This window comes from Sulfitobacter noctilucae (assembly GCF_000622365.1).
Lineage (GTDB): Bacteria > Pseudomonadota > Alphaproteobacteria > Rhodobacterales > Rhodobacteraceae > Sulfitobacter > Sulfitobacter noctilucae.
The window spans coordinates 17,681-36,729 of sequence record NZ_JASC01000010.1; the positions used below are offsets into that span (position 1 = coordinate 17,681).

At 58.3% G+C, this 19,049-nt stretch carries 17 protein-coding genes; 13 read left to right on the forward strand and 4 right to left on the reverse strand.

Annotated features, from left to right (window positions below; translation table 11 throughout):
• Nucleotides 1–10: 10 nt before the first annotated feature.
• Nucleotides 11–481 (forward strand): MaoC family dehydratase, encoded by a 471-nt coding sequence (locus Z945_RS0106455; RefSeq protein ID WP_025051289.1) that lies wholly within the window; start codon nucleotides 11–13, stop codon nucleotides 479–481.
• On the opposite strand, the gene Z945_RS0106460 is transcribed toward Z945_RS0106455, so the two are convergent.
• The gene (locus Z945_RS0106460; protein WP_025051290.1) at nucleotides 478–1,677 is read right to left on the reverse strand and encodes a replication initiation protein; all 1,200 of its coding nucleotides are present in this window, start codon (nucleotides 1,675–1,677) and stop codon (nucleotides 478–480) included. The two genes, Z945_RS0106455 and Z945_RS0106460, sit on opposite strands and share 4 nt — an antisense overlap.
• A 516-nt stretch (nucleotides 1,678–2,193) precedes the next feature.
• On the opposite strand from Z945_RS0106460, the gene Z945_RS0106465 reads away from it, so the two are divergent.
• From Z945_RS0106465 to Z945_RS19475, 12 genes are all read left to right on the forward strand, one after another.
• Nucleotides 2,194–3,597 (forward strand): AAA family ATPase, encoded by a 1,404-nt coding sequence (locus Z945_RS0106465; RefSeq protein ID WP_025051291.1) that lies wholly within the window; start codon nucleotides 2,194–2,196, stop codon nucleotides 3,595–3,597.
• Nucleotides 3,581–4,654 (forward strand): ParB/RepB/Spo0J family partition protein, encoded by a 1,074-nt coding sequence (locus tag Z945_RS0106470; RefSeq protein WP_025051292.1) that lies wholly within the window; start codon nucleotides 3,581–3,583, stop codon nucleotides 4,652–4,654. Before Z945_RS0106465 ends, Z945_RS0106470 begins: the two co-directional genes overlap by 17 nt.
• 122 nt (nucleotides 4,655–4,776) lie before the next feature.
• Nucleotides 4,777–5,454 (forward strand): nitroreductase, encoded by a 678-nt coding sequence (locus Z945_RS0106475; RefSeq protein WP_025051293.1) that lies wholly within the window; start codon nucleotides 4,777–4,779, stop codon nucleotides 5,452–5,454.
• A gap of 103 nt (nucleotides 5,455–5,557) precedes the next feature.
• Nucleotides 5,558–7,147, forward strand: coding sequence for a gamma-glutamyltransferase (gene ggt, locus Z945_RS0106480; protein WP_025051294.1), 1,590 nt, complete (start codon nucleotides 5,558–5,560; stop codon nucleotides 7,145–7,147).
• A gap of 214 nt (nucleotides 7,148–7,361) precedes the next feature.
• Nucleotides 7,362–9,089 (forward strand): class I adenylate-forming enzyme family protein, encoded by a 1,728-nt coding sequence (locus Z945_RS0106485; protein ID WP_241434472.1) that lies wholly within the window; start codon nucleotides 7,362–7,364, stop codon nucleotides 9,087–9,089.
• Complete coding sequence (locus tag Z945_RS0106490; RefSeq protein ID WP_025051296.1) at nucleotides 9,086–10,378, forward strand: 3-hydroxyacyl-CoA dehydrogenase; 1,293 nt, start codon at nucleotides 9,086–9,088, stop codon at nucleotides 10,376–10,378. Before Z945_RS0106485 ends, Z945_RS0106490 begins: the two co-directional genes overlap by 4 nt.
• Nucleotides 10,375–11,154, forward strand: coding sequence for an enoyl-CoA hydratase-related protein (locus Z945_RS0106495; protein WP_025051297.1), 780 nt, complete (start codon nucleotides 10,375–10,377; stop codon nucleotides 11,152–11,154). Before Z945_RS0106490 ends, Z945_RS0106495 begins: the two co-directional genes overlap by 4 nt.
• Nucleotides 11,155–11,175: 21 nt before the next feature.
• Nucleotides 11,176–12,492 (forward strand): acyl-CoA dehydrogenase family protein, encoded by a 1,317-nt coding sequence (locus Z945_RS0106500; protein ID WP_152541088.1) that lies wholly within the window; start codon nucleotides 11,176–11,178, stop codon nucleotides 12,490–12,492.
• Nucleotides 12,489–13,259, forward strand: a complete 771-nt coding sequence (locus tag Z945_RS0106505; protein ID WP_025051299.1) for an SDR family NAD(P)-dependent oxidoreductase — start codon at nucleotides 12,489–12,491, stop codon at nucleotides 13,257–13,259. The genes Z945_RS0106500 and Z945_RS0106505 overlap by 4 nt, the downstream gene beginning before the upstream one ends.
• A 4-nt stretch (nucleotides 13,260–13,263) precedes the next feature.
• The gene (locus Z945_RS0106510) at nucleotides 13,264–14,037 is read left to right on the forward strand and encodes an SDR family oxidoreductase (protein WP_025051300.1); all 774 of its coding nucleotides are present in this window, start codon (nucleotides 13,264–13,266) and stop codon (nucleotides 14,035–14,037) included.
• A gap of 10 nt (nucleotides 14,038–14,047) precedes the next feature.
• The gene (locus Z945_RS0106515) at nucleotides 14,048–14,419 is read left to right on the forward strand and encodes a VOC family protein (protein WP_025051301.1); all 372 of its coding nucleotides are present in this window, start codon (nucleotides 14,048–14,050) and stop codon (nucleotides 14,417–14,419) included.
• Between the two features lie 106 nt (nucleotides 14,420–14,525).
• A complete protein-coding gene (locus tag Z945_RS19475) occupies nucleotides 14,526–15,563 on the forward strand; it encodes an alpha/beta hydrolase (RefSeq protein ID WP_025051302.1) in 1,038 nt (345 codons plus the stop codon).
• On the opposite strand, the gene Z945_RS0106525 is transcribed toward Z945_RS19475, so the two are convergent.
• From Z945_RS0106525 to Z945_RS0106535, 3 genes are all read right to left on the reverse strand, one after another.
• Nucleotides 15,560–16,429, reverse strand: coding sequence for an acyl-CoA thioesterase (locus Z945_RS0106525; protein ID WP_025051303.1), 870 nt, complete (start codon nucleotides 16,427–16,429; stop codon nucleotides 15,560–15,562). The genes Z945_RS19475 and Z945_RS0106525 overlap by 4 nt on opposite strands.
• Before the next feature lie 23 nt (nucleotides 16,430–16,452).
• The gene (locus Z945_RS0106530) at nucleotides 16,453–18,408 is read right to left on the reverse strand and encodes an acetoacetate--CoA ligase (RefSeq protein ID WP_025051304.1); all 1,956 of its coding nucleotides are present in this window, start codon (nucleotides 18,406–18,408) and stop codon (nucleotides 16,453–16,455) included.
• Nucleotides 18,405–19,049: serine hydrolase domain-containing protein (locus tag Z945_RS0106535; RefSeq protein WP_025051305.1), on the reverse strand; the 645-nt coding region annotated here is incomplete at its 5' end. The genes Z945_RS0106530 and Z945_RS0106535, both read right to left, overlap by 4 nt.

Genomic DNA, 19,049 nt, shown 5'->3' on the forward strand with positions numbered 1-19,049 from the left:
GGAGACCGCTATGTCCTCTCTCTCAGAAGCCCTGAAAATCAGCGAAGCCCAGATCGGCACCGAAGTTGGCGTGTCGAATTGGATTCTAGTCGACCAAAAGATGATCGATGATTTTGCGAAGACCACCTTTGACGAGCAATGGATCCACATCGACCCCGAACGCGCCGCCGCCGAAACGCCGTTTGGCGGGGCGATTGCCCACGGATTCCTGACGCTGTCGCTCGCCAGCCGTTTTGCCTACGACTGCTTTTCGATGATGCCCGGCCAGGTGATGGGCGTGAACTATGGCATGAACAAGCTGCGGTTTTTGAAACCCGTGCTGGCCGGCTCGCGTCTGCGGGGGCGGTTCACTCTGCAGGACGTGAAAGCACGGGATGCCACCAGCATGCTGCGCACCAATGCTTTGACCATCGAGATAGAGGGTGAAGAAACGCCGGCGCTCATCGCGGAATGGCTCGGGTTGGCGGTGTTCAAAGACTAAAGATCGTCAAAAGAGTCAGGCTGTAGTTCCTGCCAGAAGGCCTTGATAGAGCCTGTATTGAGCGCTGACATCCAACCGTGGCGTTCAAAATCGGCGCGTGCATCAGGATCGGTGATCATCGTCATAAACAAACGCTTGTCCGCGTCACGCTGCGTGGGCGAGCGGGCCGCCACAAGGTCGCGAATACGCTCCAGGGATTTCGCACGGTCCGATGTGAGGGGCGCGGCTGTCTGCTCCTGCCCGCCAAACCCCTGCTTGAGTGCCGCAGACAGATAGCCGACTGGATTTTTGACCCCTGTCTGTGACCGCACATAGGCCATGCGTTCGGTCACCCGATCCTCGCCATGTTCCGCGATCCACTGGCGGGCCAAACGATCACTGACCCCCAGCGCCTGCAAATGGGCATAAATATCGGATTTCCGCGCCCCTGCCCCATCGTCCAGATCAAGGATCGCCAGCTGCGGATTCTCGGCAATCTTGAAACGGATGTCCGTCACGCTGCGCCCCCGTTTGCGAATCTCGGGCGTCACCACAATGTTCGACGTCTTGTTCACCTCGGCCACCGCAGGCTTGATGATCTTGGCGTTCAGATGCTTGTAAACACCGTAATAGGCACTGTCTTCGACCCCCATCAGCCGCCGAAACAGATCGAGGGCCCACCAACCGGTGCTTCCCGTTCGCACAAAGCGATAGCAATTCTCATAAAGCGCCAAGGCGTGGCCCGATGTAAATTTGCGCTGAATATTCAAGTTGATCAGAGCGAACACTTTGGGATCATTCAGCTTGGCGGCAAGCGCAGGCGAATAAGCGTATTCGCAGACCCCACCCTTCAGCCGCGCATAGCTAAGCAGACTGGAAACCCCCCATTCCTGCTGACCCTGATCGTCCAGCATGTCCCATTCCGCCACAGTTTCGGCCAAGCCGCGCAAGGATGCCTTGAGCGTATCCATGTCGTTCGAATTATATCCGATCATCAGACACAGCGTACGCGCGTCAATCATATGAACCTGATTGGTGACCAGCGTATCGTAGGCATTGAGCAACAGGACGTTGCTGAGCTTGCGTTGCAAGAGCGTCAGCTTGCCTGAGACATGAATCGCCGCCACATGTTTTTTGACGGAGCCGCGCCGCAGCGATCCGGTGAGTGTATCCTTCGGGATATCGCCGGTGGTCCTTAGATTTTGTTTGGTCGCCATATCGCCCTGCCCGCCGAATTGTGATCCGGTCTATGGGCGCTAACCTGCGGTAATAGGCACCCGATGGCAAGACTTTCTTGGGTGCCCTTTTAAGATGCTTCTCACGCTGGCGCGGCTTATCTTATAGGTACCAATTTACAGGATCGGTTTTGACCGACAGATTGGAAGAAGAGCCTATACAACGCCTTTCAGAGCCTATTTTAACTCTCCCTGAGGATGGGCACCTTATTTCCCGCGAATCGGCACCTATAAAACCGTAGACTGGTCCCTTTGCTCCCGTATATGGGTGCGCTTTATCCTGTAGGCGGGTGCTGTAAGACCTCTTTCTGATTGTTTTCAGGCGAAAATCCTGATGCAAACATCTTAAAGACCTGAAAGATTCTACACTTTGTCTGATGCTTCCTTACAGGATTATTTCGTTTTGAGTTGTCCTCACTCTTACCGATTCACAATTGGACACTGATGTGCGATAAAACTTAAAACATGCGTGGATAGAGCGCATATGATTGAGGTGATATGGCACTTACTCCGAAGGCTCCCCCGCCCCCGTATTTCAACATCGATCCAGAAAAGGCGGCGGCTCGTCTGTCTGAGCCTATCGATACGGCACGATTCGCAAAAGCCGCGAACTTTGCGGCCAAGGGCCGGGATGATCTGGCAAAACGTGGCTATGCGCCTGATGGCAAGAAGCGCCTGCGCAAGTTTTCGACCTGGGAAATCTGCCGCTATTTGATTGATGTGGCACCTGCCCATCTGCGGCGCGTGTTGAAGGCACATCCCAACCTTCCTCAGGGGACGGGCGAAGCCGGGAGTAAGTGGTTCACGCTGGAAGAAGTGCTGCGCCTGCGCGAGCATTTCGTCACCGAGGGTGCCTCGAACAAGCAATACAAATCCTGGCGGCCGGAGGGGTTGCCCGCGAAAGTCATCTCTGTGGCGAATTTCAAAGGGGGCGTTGGGAAAACCTCAACCTGTGCACATCTGGCTATGTCCGCGGCTTTGGATGGCTATCGTGTGTTGGTGATCGACCTGGATAGCCAAGGGTCGCTTACCTCGATCATGGGCGGCAATGTGCCCGATGAATGGTCGACGGCCTTTCCTCTATTGGCCAAAGATTTTGCCCGTCACTTGCAGGGAGAAAATGCCATTCGCCGCGCCAAGGGGGTGGCCGAACTACCGTTTGATGAAACCTTAACCGAAAGCCTTGGGGTTTCGCCGCGAAACCTGATCCAGGAAACACACTGGCCCAACATTGATCTGATCGGCGCGCAGCTGAACCTCTATTGGGCCGAATTTCAGGTGCCGGTTTGGCGGATGCAGGTGCGCAGCTGGCCGTTGTGGGACGCGCTCACCAATGCTCTTGAGGGCGAGGGGATACTCGATGACTACGATATCATTCTGCTCGATACACCGCCCGCGCTTGGCTATCTCACTATCAACGCGCTGGCTGCGGCGGATATTTTGCTGGTCCCCTTGGGCGCTTCTTTCCTTGAATTTGATTCGACAGGTCGGTTTTTCGACATGCTGTATTCCACCTTCGCCAGTATCGAAGAGGGGGAGAATAGGGTCCGGCGACAAGATGGTTTGCCGGAAATGAAGTTTGAATGGGATGCCGTGCGGGCATTGATCACCCGATTTGATGCGGGCCAGCAGACCGATCTGGCAAATGTGATACAGGCCTATTTTGGTGATTTCATGACAACCTACCGGCAGGAAGTCACGGCCATGGTTGGGCAGGCGGGTGAGCAGGTGAACGGTATCTATGAGGCCGATTATCGAGAGTTCAACCGCGATACCTATGTCCGGGGGCGCGAAGCCTTTGATCGGACATGGGCCGAAGTGAAAGAGGTGCTGTTGGGCACGTGGTGGCGCGACTTGCAGGCGCTGAAAGCAGAGGAAGCGAGCGATGGCGAAGCGACGTAAACTGGAAACCCCGACGGCAGAAACTTTGGGCAAGATCGAGGAGGAGTTTCGTCGCGAAACCCCATCGCGCCAGATGTCAGCCCCCATCGCTCAGGTCGCCGCAGAGGCGGCAGGCTCGTATCAGGTAGGAACGCCCGAGATGCGCCGCGACGAAGCGCAGGCTGCCGCGTTTCGTGTGGCAGAAGGGCAGGGGCGCGTCATCCTAGAGCTTCAGCTCGATGAAATTGAGCCGCTGTCGATGCAGCGGGATCGAACCATCATGGACGATGAGGCGCTGACCGAGTTGGAAGACTCCATCGCTCTAAACGGGCTGCGCCTGCCGATCGAAGTCTACAAGTTGAAAGATCCGAAAGGTGGCAAGCGCTATGGCTTGCTGTCCGGGTACCGCCGGTTTCTGGCGCAAAAGAACCTGGCTGCGCGTGCGGGGGGCGAGGGATTTGCCCGTATCAAATCTTTGGTCCGCGACCCTGATCAGATCGGGGGTGCCTTCGCCGCGATGGTAGAGGAAAACGAAATCCGACAGGATTTGAGCCATTACGAACGCGGTCGAATCGCTGTCATCGCAGCCCAGCAGGGCGCGTTCGCTACAACGGAAGACGCCGTCGCGGGCATGTTTGCAGCAGCGTCAAAAGCCAAGCGGAGCAAGATCCGATCATTTGCCCTTATCTTTGAGGAATTGGGCGATGTGCTGCAGTTTCCCGAGAGCCTTCGCGAGAAGGACGGTTTGCGCCTTGCGCAGGGTTTGCGCGCGGGCGCTGGGACCACGTTACGGGATGCGCTTGGTGCGGGGCAGGGGGCAAATGCCCGCGGCGAATGGGCGATCATTGACAGGGTTTTGGCGACACAGAAGACCGAACCTACCGATCCGCGCCGCGGCGGACGCCCGAAGCAGAAAGCGGTCGCCGGGCTGCGCCTTGAAGGCCGATCCGGTCTGGTGCTGGAACATCGCACCGACGGAAAAGGCCATACAATTCGCTTGCGCGGTAGGGACTTGTCCGAGGACGCGCTGACCAAAGCGCTTGAGGCTTTCCTGAAAAGTCTTGACGCTGAGGCCTGAGTTTTGACGTCCAGTGCTCAATAGACATCAGCCGTGATCCACTTTGTGACGCTGCGGAAGGGCTGGCCAGATTTGTTCTGACGGGTAGCTTTGCCCGAACCAAATACCGAAGGGCCAAGATGATGCAATTAGACCAAGCCATGCAGGAACGCCGCTCGATCCGCGGTTTCAAGGACAAGCCGGTGCCGAAAGCGCTGTTGGAGGAAATCATCGCGCTGGCCAATCGTGCGCCGTCTTCGATGAACACGCAACCTTGGCATTTGCATGTGCTGACGGGCGAGCCTTTGGCGAAAGTGCGCGAGGGCAACTCTACCCGCATGATGGAAGGTGTGCCGCCGGTGCGCGAGATCGTTGATCATGGCGCCTATGAGGGGCCGCACCGCGACCGGCAGGTTGAGATCGCCAAACAACTGTTCGCCGCGATGGGCATCGCCCGCGAGGACAAAGAGATGCGGCTGGACTGGGTGATGCGCGGGTTTCGGCAGTTCGATGCGCCTGTCTCGATTGTTGTCACCTTCGATAAATCACTGGACGGTGGCACAATTGCGCATTTCGATCTGGGCGCTGTGACCTATGGTCTGGTCCTCGCCGCATGGTCGCGGGGCTTGGGCGCGGTGATCAACGGGCAGGGGATCATGCAGTCTCCCGTGGTGCGCGAACACGCGCAAATTCCCGACGATCAGGTGATTATGACCTGCGTCGCACTGGGATGGCCGGACGAGGAGTTCGCGGCGAATGCAGTGGTTTCAAACCGGCGTGACATCGGTGATGTGGCGCGGTTTATCGGCTTTGATGAGTGACAACCTACTGTAAATAAAAGGTAAGTCTGAAATCTGCAGTTTCGGGCTGTCTTTGCCGCTCGGGCAGGTTAACCTTGCGCCAATAATACAAAGGACACCTGCCATGCGCAACTTTCACGAGCCTAAACGTTCACCGATTTATGCGGCCAATGGGGCTCTCGCCACATCCCATCCGCTGGCGACCCAAGCTGGGCTTGAGGTGCTGAAGCGCGGTGGCAATGCCGTGGATGCCGGGGTCACGGCAGCTGCTGTGCTGGCGGTGGTTGAACCAGCGATGACGGCAATCGGCGGTGACGGCTTTGCGCTGATCTCGAAGCCGGGGGAGGCGCTATATGGGCTGAACTCGTCGGGTCGCGCGGCCGCCGCGTTATCGACCGAAATGTTGATGGGGCAGGGGTGGTCCGCAATGGACGATGCCAGCCCGCATTCCGTGACGGTGCCGGGTGTGATCAAGTGTTGGGAGAGCCTGCTGGAAAGCCACGGGACCATCAGCATGGAAGAGGCGCTGCAACCTGCTATTCAAGCGGCGGAGCATGGCTTTGTTGTCTACCCCCGCGTCTGGACGGACTGGAATGAATGTGTGGCTAAGCTGACCAAACAGGGGGTAGGGGGCCAGCATTATATGGTGGACGGTAAGGCGCCAAAGATGGGCACGGTTCACAAACTTCCCGCCTTGGCCGAAACACTGAAGATTATTGCCAAGGAGGGTGCCAAAGGGTTCTACGAAGGCGCTGTTGCGGCCGATATCGTGGCCGAGTTGAAGGCACGCGGCGGCGTGATGACCGAAGAAGACCTTGCGGCTCATACCGCTGATCCCTGCACGCCCGTGGCGTCTGGCTACCGGGATATTGATCTGGCCGAGCTGCCGCCCAACGGTACCGGTATCACCGCGCAGATTATCCTCAACCTGATGGAGCGTTTTGACCTGACCGGGCTCGACCCGCATGGGGCGGAACGATTCCACCTTGAAATGGAAGCATCGCGCATCGGCTATGCCATTCGCGACACGCATATCGGCGATGAGACGACGATGGGTGTTACTGTCGACGCGCTGATCGACAAGGCTTGGGCCAAGGGGCTGGCGGCGACAATTGATCCGGCTAAGCGTAATAACGATCTGCCGTCCGCTGATCCGAACTTCACCAGCGATACGATCTATCTGTCCTGCGTGGACCGTGATGGCATGGCGGTCTCGCTGATCAACTCTGTGTTCAAAGGATTCGGTTCTGGCATCGTGACCGACAAGACCGGGATCACCTTGCAGAATCGCGGCGCAGGGTTCCGGGTGAAGCCGGGCCATCCCAACACCATCGAAGGCGGCAAGCGGCCGCTGCATACGATCATCCCGGCAATGGCGATGCAGGGCGACAAACCGAAATATTGTTTTGGCGTCATGGGCGGACAGTATCAGCCGACCGGTCATACGCATGTCATCACCAATATGGTGGATTTCGGCATGGACCCCCAAGAAGCACTCGACAGCCCACGTATGTTCTGGCGCGAGGACGACACGATCGAGATCGAACCAACCCTGGGCCAGGACGTGTTCGACGGGCTGACCGCCAAGGGACATAAGATCGACTGGACCAAAATGCCCCACGGCGGCGGCCAGATCATCGAGATTGACCACGAAGAAGGCGTTCTGATCGCAGGCTCTGATCCGCGCAAAGACGGCTGCGCGATGGGGTACTAACGCTTTCTTGTGGCGCGCTGCGATTATGGAGAGAGTTTAGAGCGCCACATTACATAACTCTGATTATGCCGCAAAACGGCATATTTTGCATTTGCGGAATGACGTTCCGTTCTGCGGTATTGGCATGTGGAGATTTCCTGCCTAGTCTGCTGCATAGAGTCGGCCGCGATCCGGGGAGGAAGTGCGTCGGCAGGTGACCTTGGGAGGGGGATCCATGCAATATGAAGATGCCGTGATGACGGCAATGACACCAGAAGAAGCAGTGCGCCATGTGGTCAGCACGGAACCGACCTTTGCCGTGCACGACGTAGATGTCAGAGGCGTGACGGTTAAGGCATTCAAAAATATTCCGGCGACTGTGCCGGCCTTGTTGGCCGCTGGCTGGGCGCGGCACGGGGACGGGCAGTTCGATTACATCGCGCTGGAAGACGAAAGTCAGACCTATGCCGAGTTTACCGCCACGGTAAATCGGATGGCCCATGCGATGCGCGATGAATTGGGCCTGAAACAGGGCGACCATATTGCGGTGGCCATGCGCAACTATCCTGAATTGCTGGCGCTGGTCCTTGCGATTTCATCCATGGGCGGGGTCGTGGTCTTCGTCAACGCATGGTGGACCACGGCAGAACTCGAGTACGCCTTGCGCGATAGCGGGGCCAAGGTTGTCTTTGCCGATGGGCCGCGTCTGGAGCGGATGCTGCCGCTGCGGGACGCACTTGGGCTGACCTTGATCGGTGTGCGTGACGGCGAAGGGCAAACCGCGCTTGATTACACAAAACTGCGCGACGGCGTACGGGCCGAGACAGCGCCGGATGTCGAGATCGACACGGATGACGATTTCGCGGTTATGTATTCGTCTGGTACCACGGGGCATCCCAAAGGCGTGGTGCAAACCCATCGCAGTGCAGTGAACGCGGTCTTCAGCTGGTTAATGCAATCGGTCATCGCGCCGCTCATTGATCCCCCTGCCCCTGATGCGCCAGAGCCGCCGCGCCCCTCTGCGCTGGTGGTGACGCCCTTGTTTCACGTCACAGCGACCCATCCGCTGTTTCTGTTGTCCCTGCCTGCGGGGGCCAAGATTACGCTGATGCACAAATGGGATGCAGAGCAGGCCGTGCGTCTGATCCGCGACAACAACATCACCCGCTTTCTGGGCGTGCCTACCCAATCGGCTGAACTGATGGAAGCGGCCAAGCAGATGGGTGAAAGCCTGCCCTCGCTCGACTACCTTGGTGCAGGCGGCGCGAAACGCCCTGCTGCTCAGGTTGCGCAACTGGCCGAGACCTTTCCGAACGCGGGTATTGCGACGGGTTGGGGCATGACCGAAACCAACGCTTTGGGCATCGGCATGATCGGCGATGATTACCGGGCGCGGCCCGATGCGGCAGGCAAGCTGCATCCGCCGGTGCAGGAGCTGCGTATCATGGATGACGCGGGCAATGCCCTGCCCAATGGCACGATGGGCGAGATCGCGGTCAAAGGCCCGCATATCATGCGCTGTTACCTGAACAAACCGGAGGCCACCGCCGAAACGGTGCAGGACGGTTGGCTGCGCACCGGCGATCTGGGCGTGTTGGATGACGAGGGGTTCATCACCATCCTTGACCGCAAGAAAAATATCATAATTCGGGGCGGTGAGAACATCGCCTGTCTGGATGTTGAGGGGGCGTTGCATCAACACCCCGATGTGTTGGAAGCCGTTGTGTTCTCTGTTCCCGACGAACGGCTGGGCGAGACAGTCGGTGCTTGCGTGCAGCTGCGCGCCGGTGCGGCAGTGACCCAGGCCAAGATGGCGGACTTCTTGCAAGCGCATCTGGCAAAATTCAAAATCCCCGTGCATCTGTGGGTGCAGCATGATGTGCTGACCCGCGGTGCCACCGACAAAATCGACCGACGTGCAATCCGCACGGTCTGTCTGGACAACCAAGAGGCAAAAGTATGAATACCCCCACCGAAGAAGAAATCGGAACTTATATCGCTGCTGCAGGACATGCCGCATGGGAAGTGCCGGACCTGCCCGCTGACACCCCGCGCCGCGAGATCAAGACCGTGGGCATCATTGGTGCCGGCACGATGGGCGGCGGTATTGCGATGAATTTCGCAACTGCCGGCTTCAATGTGAAAATTGTCGAGACCACGCAGGAAGCCTTGGATCGCGGCCTGAAGGTCGTGCGCGGCAATTACCAGCGTTCTTCCGACAAGGGACGTTTTCCTCAGGATGAGGTCGAGGCGCGGATGAACCGGTTTGACGGACGGTTGGCGATTGCCGATCTGGCCGATTGCGATCTGGTCATCGAAGCGGTGTTCGAGAATATGGATCTCAAACGCAAGATTTTTACCGAGCTGGACGCCGTGATGAAACCCGGTGCCATTCTGGCGACAAACACATCCGCGCTGGACATCAACGAGATTGCGGGCATGACCAAGCGGCCCGAAGATGTAATCGGCCTGCATTTCTTCTCGCCTGCCAATGTGATGAAGCTGCTGGAGATTGTGCGCGCCAAACATACCGCCGATGATGTCGTCGCGACCTGCATGGACCTTGCCAAGACGATCAACAAGATTGCCGCCCTTGTCGGCGTCTGCCCCGGTTTCGTGGGCAACCGCATCCTGTTTGCGCGTCAGATCCAAGCCAACAAGTTGGTCTATCAGGGCGTCATGCCCTGGGATGTGGACGCCGCGCTGAACCAGTTCGGGTTCAAGATGGGACCGTTCCAGATGTCCGATCTGGCGGGCCTTGATATCGGATGGTCCAAAGGGGCCAAAACCGACAATCCGATCCGCGATGCCCTGTGCGAAATGGACCGGCGCGGACAGAAAACCAAGGCGGGTTTCTATGATTACGATGAAAACCGTCGCCCCATTCCTTCTGATGTTACCGCAGGCATCATCAAGGACATCACAGGCGCAGAGCCATCCACGATGAGCGCGGACGAGATCATCGAGATCTGCATCTACCCCATGATCAACGAGGCCGTGAAGATCCTTGAAGAGAACAAGGCACAGCGTCCCTCGGACGTGGATGTGGTCTGGCTCAACGGCTACGGCTGGCCAGCGGATAAAGGCGGGCCGATGTTCTATGGTGACATGGTGGGTGCCCAAGCGGTGCTGGACCGCATGGAAAAACTGGGTGCCGAAGATGCCGCATTTGCACCGGCAGATACCCTGCGCAAACTGGCGGCATCTGGCGGTAAATTCACCGAAATCGACACCGGAGGGCTGAAAGTATGAGCTACGAATTCATCACAACCGAGAAGAAGGGCCATATCCTGGTCGTGACCATGAACCGGCCCGATGTCTACAACGCGGTTCATGTGGATATGCACAACGAGATGGCCGATTGTTGGGACGCCTTTGCTGCAGATCAGGATCTGTGGGTCGCGGTGCTGACTGGTGCCGGGGACAAGGCGTTTTGCTCAGGCAATGACCTCAAGGCGACGGCGGCGGGTGGCAGCAAGGCCAAGATGACGGAGAGTGGTTTCGCCGGTCTGTCGTCACGCTTCGACCTGGAGAAACCGATCATCGCGGCGGTCAATGGCTTTGCCATGGGCGGCGGGTTTGAAACCGCGCTGTCCTGCGACATCATCCTCGCATCGGAAAAGGCCAAATTCGCGCTGCCCGAAGTGAAGGTAGGCTTCTTTGCCGCCGCTTCCGGTGTGCAACGGTTGTCACGTTATGTCGGCCGGCTCGCCGCGCAGGAAATGATGTATACCGGCCGCACCATCCTTGCCGACGAGGCACTCGCGATGGGCTGCGTCAACGAGGTGCATCCCCATGATGAATTGATGGACAAAGCGATGGAGAAGGCCGAACAGCTTTGCACCGTGTCGCCCTCTGCCGTCAAAGCCACCAAGCGTGTGATGAACGATATGTACGCCCGCGACGGGTTTGCAGACAGCATCGCCTATTCACGCGAGGTCATCGCAGACCTAAGCAAAACCGAAGATTTCAAGGAAGGCGTCAACGCCTTCGTCGAGAAACGCGCACCCAACTGGGTGAACAAGTAATTCACGCCAAGGAGGCACATTATGTCCGATACAAACTCACCGCTCAGCCTGAACAATCTGGAAATGTCAGAGGGCAACAAGCCCCTGCTGAACGCCGTGATCAAACACATCCGCGAGAACGTGGATCCGATCAGCGAAGAATATCACCGTCTGGCCGACGCGCAGGAGGACCGCTGGTCCTATCACCCGCGCCAGCTTGAACTGCTGGAAGGTGCCAAGCAAAAGGCGCGGGATGCGGGACTTTGGAACTTTTTCCTGCCCAATGCAGAAACCGGCGAAGGTCTGTCGAACCTCGATTATGCCTATATCGCCGCCGAGCTGGGCAAGAACCCGCTGGCGTCGCAGACGCTGAACTGTTCCGCGCCTGACACCGGCAATATGGAAGTGCTGGAACGCGTTGGCACGCCGGAGCAGAAAGAGAAGTGGCTGAAGCCCCTGCTGGCGGGTGAAATCCGTTCTGCCTTTGCGATGACAGAGCCGGACCGCGCTTCCTCTGACGCCAAGAACATCGCCATGTCCGCCGTGCTGGAAAACGGCGAATGGGTGATGAACGGCGAGAAGTATTATATTTCCGGTGCGGGCGATCCGCGCTGTAAAATCATGATCGTCATGGTCAAGACGTCCCCTGACGCGGAACCTTTCCGCCAGCAAAGCCAGATCCTTGTGCCGATCGACACACCCGGCGTCGAGATCCTTGGGCCAATGCACGTCTTTGGTCACGACGACGCGCCACACGGCCACATGCACATCAAATTCACCAACGTCCGCGTGCCCGAAAGCAACATTCTGTGGGGCGAAGGCAAGGGCTTTGAAATCTCCCAAGTCCGCCTTGGACCTGGCCGCATCCATCACTGCATGCGTTCCATCGGGCAGGCCGAAAAGGCGCTGGATCTGATGATCGAACGCGGTCTTTCCCGCGTCGCCTTTGGCAAAAAGATCGTTGATCTGGGCAAGAACATGGAAACGATTTCTCGTGCCAAGATCGAGATTGAATCCATGCGTTTGCTGGTCTTGAAAGCAGCCAAGGCGATGGATGTTCTGGGCAACAAGGAAGCCCGCATCTGGGTGTCGATGATCAAGGCGAAAGTGCCGGAGCAGGTTTGCGACATCATCGATCAGGCCATGCAAGTGCATGGTGCGACGGGTATTTCCCAGTGGTCGCCCCTGTCCGGTATGTACGCCCAGCAGCGCACGCTGCGTTATGCGGATGGCCCCGATGAGGTGCACCACCACGTTATCGCGCGTCACGAAGTACAAACGTACAAGGACAGCAACGAACGTCAGGATGCGGCCAAGCAGCACACTGAAAACCGCGGCTCTGCGGGGTTCATGGGATGAGTGCGCTTTTTGATCTGACCGGCAAGGTGGCGCTGTTGACCGGCGCCTCCAAGGGGATGGGTCTGGCAATGGCCACCGCGCTCGCAGAGCATGGCGCGACTGTCGTCATCTCTGCGCGCAAACAGGACCAGCTGGACGAAGCGGCCGAGGGCATCAATGCCCTTGGCAAAGGCAAAGCATACGGCGTGTCCTGCAACGTGGGTTACAAGGAACAGCTTCAGGCGTTGGTCGATAAAACGCACGAGCTGGCCGGCCCGATTGACGTGGTGATCGGCAATGCAGGCGTGAACCCCTACTACGGGAAAACGTCTGAAATTCCTGATGACGCCTATCAGAAAACCATGAACGCCAATGTGCTGTCCAACCTTTGGCTGGCACAGATGGTCGCCCCCGATATGATCGAAAAGGGCAGCGGCTCGATGGCGTTCACGTCCTCTATCGGGGCGTTCAAACCCTCCGTGATGCTGGGCACCTACGGCATGTCCAAACTTGCGCTGATTGGCCTGTGCCGCAACCTAGCGGCCGAGTTTGGTCCAAACGGCATCCGGTTCAACGCAATCTGCCCCGGTCTGGTGAAAACCGAATTCGCCCGTGAACTTTGGGACAACCCCGAAGTCGCCCAGAGGATCGAGAATGACATCCCCCTGCGCCGTCTGGGAGAGCCGGAAGACTTTGCCGGGCTCGCCGTCTATTTGGCATCGGATGCCAGCAAATACATGACCGGACAGGCGTTGACCGTCTGTGGCGGCTCCAACATGTGGACGTGATCTGATGGATATCAAAGATAGAATTTGTGTCGTGACCGGTGCCGCCAGCGGTATTGGTCGCGCGTTGTGCATGGCTTTTGCCGATGCGGGAGCCAAGCAAGTCGTCTGCGTGGATGTGAACGGTGACGGTGCGGCCGAGACAGCCGAGAGCGTTGGCGGTGCGGCCTATACCGTGGACGTGTCCAACGAGGCCGAGATCAAGCAGATGATTGACAGTGTCGAGCGGGACATCGGCCCGATTGATCTGTTCTGGTCGAATGCCGGTATCGCCGTGGGCGGCGGGATGGACACGCCCAATGACGAATGGCAGCGCGTCTGGGAGATCAACGTGATGGCCCATGTCTGGGCCGCACGTCATCTGGTGCCGCTGATGAAAGAACGTGGCGGCGGTTATCTGTTGAACACCTCTTCGGCGGCGGGTCTGCTGAACCAGATTGGTTCGGCTTCCTACGGGGTGACAAAACACGCCGCTGTCGGTCTGGCCGAATGGATTGCGCTGACCCATGGTGATGACGGGATCAAGGTCTCGGTGCTTTGCCCGCAGGCGGTGCGCACCGAAATGACCCGGGGCCACGAGGATCATGTAGCCGCCATCAACGGCATGATGGATCCCGAGCCTGTCGCCCAGATTTGCCTTGAGGCCATCCGCGACGAGACGTTCCTCATTCTGCCGCATGAAGAAGTGCGCAGATATATGAAGAACAAGACCGACGATTACGACCGTTGGATCGGCGGGATGCGCAAGCTGAACCGCGCCTACGGCGACAAAAAGATGTAAGGAGCCCGATATGATCGGCTATGTGACCCTCGGTGTGCGCGACATGGAACGCGCCAAGACTTTTTACGCAAACCTGTTCGAGCCGGACGGCGGCAGGGTCGTCATCGACCAAGGGCGCATCGCCTTTATCTCGGTCGCGCGCGGACAGCCGATGGTGGCAGTCTGCGAGCCTTACGACAAGGGCGATCCAACACCGGGCAATGGCACGATGGTCGCCTTTACCGCAAAGACCAAGGAGGACGTGGACAAGATGCACGCCCGTGCGCTTGAATTGGGGGCTACCGACGACGGTGAACCGGGCCAGCGTATTCCTGACCGGTTCTATGGTGCCTATGCGCGCGACCCCGATGGCAACAAGATTTGTTTCTTTGTTTTCGGCTGACGCCACGTAGATAAGATACCCCCCTTCCGCGCCGCCCGCTTGCCGGGGGCGCGGAAATGGTGTTCTGTCGTGAAGTCTTTGCCGATGTCGACAGGAAGCGAATAGGGTGTTTATCCGATCTGTTGTGATATGCCTGTTGCTGGTCCTCGCGGCCTGTGCCGATCGAGGACATATCGCCTATGGCCCGCCCGCTGCGGGCACCACTGAACACGCTATATGGGCGGTGAATTTCCGCCCCACCGAAGGGCCACGCCCCGGTCAAAGCCTGGCACCGCGTCCTGACAGCATGCGATTTGAACGGCACGTCATCTCGGTGCCGCCCGGCCACCAGACAGGCCATATCGAATGGCCCGAAGGGACTCCGGACGCCGCGCAGAACTTTGTCACGCTCGAGAGTTCCGAATACGCTGATATCGGGGAGTTTGCCCGCCATATCGGACAGAGTGGGTCTGCCGGGGACAACGAGATTTTCCTTTTCGTGCATGGATACAATTACACCCACGGCGAAGCGGTCTATCAACTGGCGCAAATCGCGCATGATTTTGAATTGCCTGCCCAGCCTGTGCTGTTTTCCTGGCCCTCGGCGGGCAAGGCGGTGGGCTATCTCTATGACCGTGATTCAGCGCTGATCGCCCGTGACCAATTGGCCAGGGTGATCACCGCGCTGAGTGATGATCCGCGTCAGCGGCTGGTGATCCTGGGTCACTCGATGGGCAATCTGTTGGTTGTCGAAACCCTACGCCAAATGGCAATTGCGGGTCGCGTCGATATTGCCAAGCGCGTTGATGCGCTGATCATGGTATCGCCCGACATTGATGGAGAGCTGTTCTACTCCCAAGCCTCGCGCATCACCCCCCTGCCCGACCCGACTGTCTTGCTGGCCACTAGCGAAGACCGCGTTTTGCGATTGTCGGCCATGCTGACCGGACGTACCAACCGGCTTGGTTCAGCGCCCGACCGCGCGGCGGTCCGTGATCTGCCGATCAAGGTGATTGATGCGGGCGATCTGGGCAACGGCGGCGCGGGGCACAGCGTTGCCCTTACCTCGCCAGCAGCGATTGCAATTCTGAAAAATACCACGCCCGAGACATTGCCCGGAGATCAGGCAGATCTGGAACCGGTCAAGCTGAGCGGTTTGCGTTAGGTGCTCTTGGGTTTGAGCGGTCGCATCAGCCCTTCTTGGGCAACGCTTGCCACCATCTGACCGTCCTGCCGATAGATTGACCCGCGATTGAACCCGCGCCCGCCGCCTGTCCAGGGCGCATCGAGATCATAGAGGTGCCAATCGGCAAATTCGATCGGCGCGTGAAACCACATGGCGTGATCAAGGCTTGCCGTCATCACCTTGCCCTGAAACCAGGTCAGCCCATGCGGCCGCAGCGATGAGCCCAGCAGATTCATGTCGGATGCATAGGCCAGCAGGCAGTGCTGCATCGGCACATCCTGACCCTTGGCCGCTTCCATACGGAACCACAGCTGGTTCACGTCATCGGCGACTTCCGGGTCCAGAAACTCGCGCGGCTTGACTTCGCGCAGTTCGATGGGCCGTTCACGCATAAAATCGGCGTGATATTTCTTGGGCAGGTGTTCGACAAAAGAAGCCCGCAGATCGTTGCGATCGGGCCAGTCATCGGGGCTGCCTACATCTTTCATCGGGTGCTGATAGTCCCATCCGTCTTCAGCCACATGAAAGGACGCGGACATGTTAAAAATCTGTTTGCCATGCTGGATCGCGACAACACGCCGGGTGGTAAAGCTGCCCCCGTCGCGGGCACGATCAACCTGATAGATTACCGGGATCGACGGGTCGCCGGGGCGGATAAAATAGGCGTGCAAACTGTGGCACAGCCGGTACTCTACAGTGCGGTACGCGGCCATCAGGGACTGCGCAATCACATGCCCGCCGAAGATGCGTGTGGTGGTTTCCCCACCGCCGCCGATGCCCCGAAACAGATCCACCTCCAACTGTTCGATGTTCAGTAGGTGCAGGAGTTCTTCGGCTGGTGTCATATCTTGTGTCATCGGGTCGGCCTTCAGGCATTGGCCCGTGCATCCGCATAGGCAATAAAGAAATCAAAGCTGTCGGGGTTGGCCATACTGTCGCGGTTCACCACCTTGGCGGGATCGCCGCCAAGCAACAGCTTTTTCACCGGAACTTCAAGCTTCTTCCCCGATAGGGTGCGCGGTATTTCGGCGACCTCGATAATCTCGTTGGGGATAAACCGGGCAGAGACCTGCGCACGGATGGCGGCATTGATTTCGTCTTTCAGTGCATCGTCGACGGACACACCAACAGCAGGCACGACAAAGAGCGGCATAAAGCTGTCTTTGCCCAGAAACTCCAGATCGACGACCAGACTGTCCATCACGCTGTCCAGCCCCTCGACCGCCTGATAGATTTCGGCAGACCCAAGCCGCAGTCCCTTTCGGTTGATCGTGGCGTCTGAGCGGCCATAGATTACGGAAGCGCCGTTTTCATCAATCGAGATCCAATCCCCGTGACGCCAGACGCCGGGATAGTCCTCGAAATAGCTCTCAAACAGGCGTTTACCGTCGGTGTCACCCCAGAAATACAGCGGCATGGAGGGGAGCGGCTCTGTGCAGACCAGCTCGCCCACCTCGCCCGTTAACTCGTTGCCCAGCGGGTCATAGGCGCGCACCGCATTGCCAAGTGCGCGGCATTGCATTTCGCCCGCGCGGACCGGCATGCCGGGATGACCCAGCACAAAAGCACCGGCAAGGTCGGTCCCGCCCGAGATCGGGGCCAGCCACTGGTCAGCCTTCACATCGCGGTAAATCCAGTCGTAGGCATCCGCCGACAAGGGTGATCCGGTTGAGCCAAGAGAGCGCAGCGCGGACAAGTCGACCTCGCTGCGGGGGGTCACGCCCGCTTTCATACAGCCGCTGAAAAACGCGGCGCCCGCCCCAAAGAAAGTCAGTTTTTCATCCGCTACAAAACGCCAGATCACGCCCATATCAGGGTGGTTGGGCGCACCGTCATAGATAGCCAGTGCCGCCCCCTGCCCCAGTGCCATAAATTGGGAGTTCCACATGATCCAACCCGATGACGTCAGCCAGCAATATCGGTCTTCGGTTGTGATATCCTTGTGCAAAGATTGTTTGCTGGATTCCAGCAGCACCCCGCCATGCCCATGCACAATAGGTTTCGGGTTGCCTGTCGTGCCAGAGGAATAAACGATCCAGAGCGGATGCTCGAACGGGACGGCGACGGGATCAAAGGGAACGTCATCGCGGGTCAGATCATCCCAAGCCATATGCCCTTCAGGCAGTTCCCCGACCACTGGCAAGGTCACGCATTGCACCAATGATGGCAAAGCGGCTGCAATCTCGGCCAGTACGGCGCTGCGATCGACAGTCTTGCCCGCGTGCACATAGCCGTCTTGCGCAATCAGCACCTTGGGTTCAATTTGTTTGAACCGGTCAAGGATCGCAACATGCCCCATATCCGGCGCGCACAGCGACCAGACCGCGCCGATGCTGGAGGTGGCGAGAAAGGCAATCAGCGCGGTTTCGGTGTTGGGCAGAATGGCGACCACACGGTCGCCCTGTACCACGCCCATACCGCGTAGCTTGGCAGCAACGCTGGCAACCCGTTGGCGCAGTTCGGCCCAGCTGAGTTCTGTGCGGTCGAAGGTTTCGGACTGCACGATCACCGCAGGCGCATCGGGGCGGGTTTCGGCGTGACGCAGGATGTTATCCGCGTAGTTCAGCATGCCGCCGGTGCCCCACTCCATATCGGGCATCTGTCGCCGGACCATCATTTTCTCTGGCCGCACCGCCGCGCGCATATCAAAGAAATCCCAAATGGCGTTCCAAAAGGTTTCCAGATCATCGACACTCCAGCGCCACATCGCGTTGTAATCCTCGAATGTCAGGCCATGCTTTTCCTGCACGAACCGTTCGAACTGCGCCATGGTCGAGGCGTCATAGCGTTCGGGTGACGGTGTCCAAAGTACTTTGCCGCTCATGTCAGTGCCCCTTGGACCAAAGCTTTCAATTGTGACCGCGAGGGGTAGGAACTGCTGGGGGCCAATTGCGTGAAAAACACCACAGACAGATCATGCACCGGATCGACCCAGAAAAAGGTCGAGGCCATGCCCCCCCATGAGAAATCACCGACGGACCCGGGCACACGCGCACGGCCCGGATCGAGCACCACGGCGCCGCCGATGCCAAAGCCCATACCCTCCATCGGTTGTTCGGCAAAGCTGGATGGTCCCATCGACGCAATGTCACCCGCCAGATGATTGCGCATCATAAAGCTGAGCGTATGCGACGAGAGTATGCCCTGACCGCCGGAGCGCAGCATATTGGTGAACTTCATGTAGTCGTCGATCGTGCCGATCAGACCGCCACCACCCGAATTCATCTTGGTTTTGTGAAACGAAGAGCCGTCTGCGGCATCGCTAAGGCGTAGGCTTTCACTGCTTTTCTCGGCGGCATTGAGGTTAAAGGAATCGCCCGATAGCGGCGTATAGAGAGAGGCGAAACGGTCCGCCGTTCCCTGCGGCACGGTAAAGCGGGTCTCATCCATTCCGATCGGGTCAAATATTTCGCGGATGAAAAACTCTTCAAGCGTACAGCCAGCGATCACTTCGATCACGCGACC